General features: G+C 39.1%; 2 protein-coding genes. One reads left to right on the top strand and one right to left on the bottom strand.

All coding sequences use genetic code 11. The features are described 5' to 3' along the window. Positions 1-626: ketol-acid reductoisomerase (gene ilvC, locus BMY18_RS20595; protein WP_092458499.1), on the bottom strand; the 626-nt coding region annotated here is incomplete at its 3' end. 245 nt (positions 627-871) lie between these two features. Between ilvC and BMY18_RS20590 the strand changes: the two genes are divergently transcribed. Continuing rightward, a complete protein-coding gene (locus BMY18_RS20590; RefSeq protein ID WP_092458496.1) occupies positions 872-1,786 on the top strand; it encodes a LysR family transcriptional regulator in 915 nt (304 codons plus the stop codon). Positions 1,787-2,213: the final 427 nt, after the last annotated feature.

Here is a 2,213-nt window from a genome sequence, read left to right as displayed (position 1 = left end):
GCTTGCATAAGTGCTGAAACACCGCCGCAAAGTACTGCTTGTTCTCCGAAAAGATCTGTTTCTGTTTCTTGTCTGAATGTTGTTTCAAGAACGCCGGCTCTTGCTCCACCGATTGCGAGTGCATAAGCAAGTGCCAATTCATGCGCTTTGCCTGTAGCATCTTGATGTACTGCAACGAGACAAGGAACCCCTTTACCTGCCTTGTATTCGCTTCTTACTGTATGTCCTGGTCCTTTAGGTGCGATCATTGTAACATCAACGCCTGCAGGAGCTATGATCTGTCCGAAATGTATTGCAAAACCATGAGCGAACATAAGCATGTTTCCAGCTTCAAGGTTGGGCTCGATTGAATCTTTGTACATTTTGGCTTGTTTCTCATCGTTGATAAGTATCATGATAATATCAGCTTTTTTTGCTGCTTCTGCTGCAGTATATACTTCAAATCCTTGTGCTTCTGCTTTCGCCCATGATTTGCTTCCTTCATATAAACCAACAATTACATTAGCACCTGACTCTTTTGCGTTAAGCGCATGTGCATGTCCTTGGCTACCGTATCCGATAACAGCAATTGTCTTGCCTTCAAGTAATGATAAATTGCAATCCTGTTGATAATAAATCTTTGCCATTTTATAATACCTCCACTTTTTAATAAATTATTTTAATATGCAGATTTACCACTAAATTGGGCTCGTCTGCTTTTGCAAATCCTACAATATTTTAATCATCTCAGCACTCAATTACCCTAATAATTAATAGTTGTATTTTACACTACATATTGGTATAATGCAAATACATATAAGGTATATAAGCTATAACTTCAAGTTATATTTGGACATACTTTTGCAAAATGATAGAAAGGATATTTTGAAAAATGGACAGTAATACACTTTCCCTATATCACATTTTTTCTGCTGTCGCTGAAGCAGAAAGTATATCGGGCGCTGCAAAAGAATTATTTATTAGTCAGCCCGCCGTCAGTAAAGCAATCAAAAAACTCGAAGAATCTCTTGGCACTATTTTGCTTTACAGAAACTCAAGAGGTGTTAATCTTACACATGAAGGCACTGTTTTATATGAATACATTCACAGTGCATTTGAAACCATATACGCAGGTGAAGAAAGCCTTAAGCACATCAATGAACTTGGAATTGGCCACATTCATATTGGTGTAAGTTCAACACTTTGCAAACATGTCTTGCTTCCATATCTCAAGGGATTTTTGGAGCTTCATCCACATACACAGATTGCTATTGATTGCCAGTCCACTCTGCATACCGTAAAGCTTCTGGAAAATAAGGAAATTGATATTGGCCTTATCGCTCAGCCTGACAGTAATAAAAAGCTTCAATATATTACAATTGGGCATTTACAGGATACATTTGTTGCATCACCACAATATGTCAACGGTCTATTACAACGTGAGCAGATTTCTGAAAAACAGCTTTTAGAAAAATCAAAGCTTATTCTGCTTGATAAAAAAAATCTTACTCGCAGATATGTTGACCGTTATCTTAACAAATGGAATATTGATACAGATGACGCTATGGAAGTAAGTAGCATGGAACTGCTTATTGATTTCGTGAAAACAGGGCTTGGTACTGGTTGTGTTATAAAGCAGTTTGTTTTGGATGAACTAGAAAAAGGGCAGATTGTTGAGATTTCAACCCCAAATGTGATGAAACAAAGAGATGTTTCATTTGCATATTCGGCGTTGGTTCCGCTTACTGGGTCGACTAAGGCATTTGTTGATTATATTAATGATACTAAAGGGATATCGATTAGTTAATATCTGTGTGATTGTAAAGGCATTATTATTTTTACTGATAGTTGGTGAAAATGATGATGCTTTTTCTTTTTGATTGTTGGGAATTTGGAGGGAAGGGGGGGATGAGGAGCTAATTGGCGTCGCTAGGCGGAGCCTAGCGGACTGGTTTGTGATATGGGGTTTGTGAGGGGCAGGAAAAAAGCTTGTGGGCGGACGGTCAAGAAGGATAGTCGCTAGGCGGAGCCTAGCGACATGCGGCTGGCGCCGCATGCTGATATATCAAAAAGTCCCCGAAAATGAGCGAGCTCATTTTCGGGGACTTTCCGCTATATCACTATCCTACTTGTAGGATACGCACTAGTTGTTGATGAATTGGCTTTCTTCGTTGTTCCAGCTGTAGAGTTTACGTAACTCTTTTCCTACTTTTTCAGATGGATGTTCGGCTGCT

Source organism: [Clostridium] fimetarium (assembly GCF_900111235.1).
GTDB lineage: Bacteria > Bacillota > Clostridia > Lachnospirales > Lachnospiraceae > Clostridium_N > Clostridium_N fimetarium.
The sequence above is the reverse complement of the archived record's forward strand: the minus strand, read 5'-3'. Positions and strand labels throughout refer to the sequence as shown.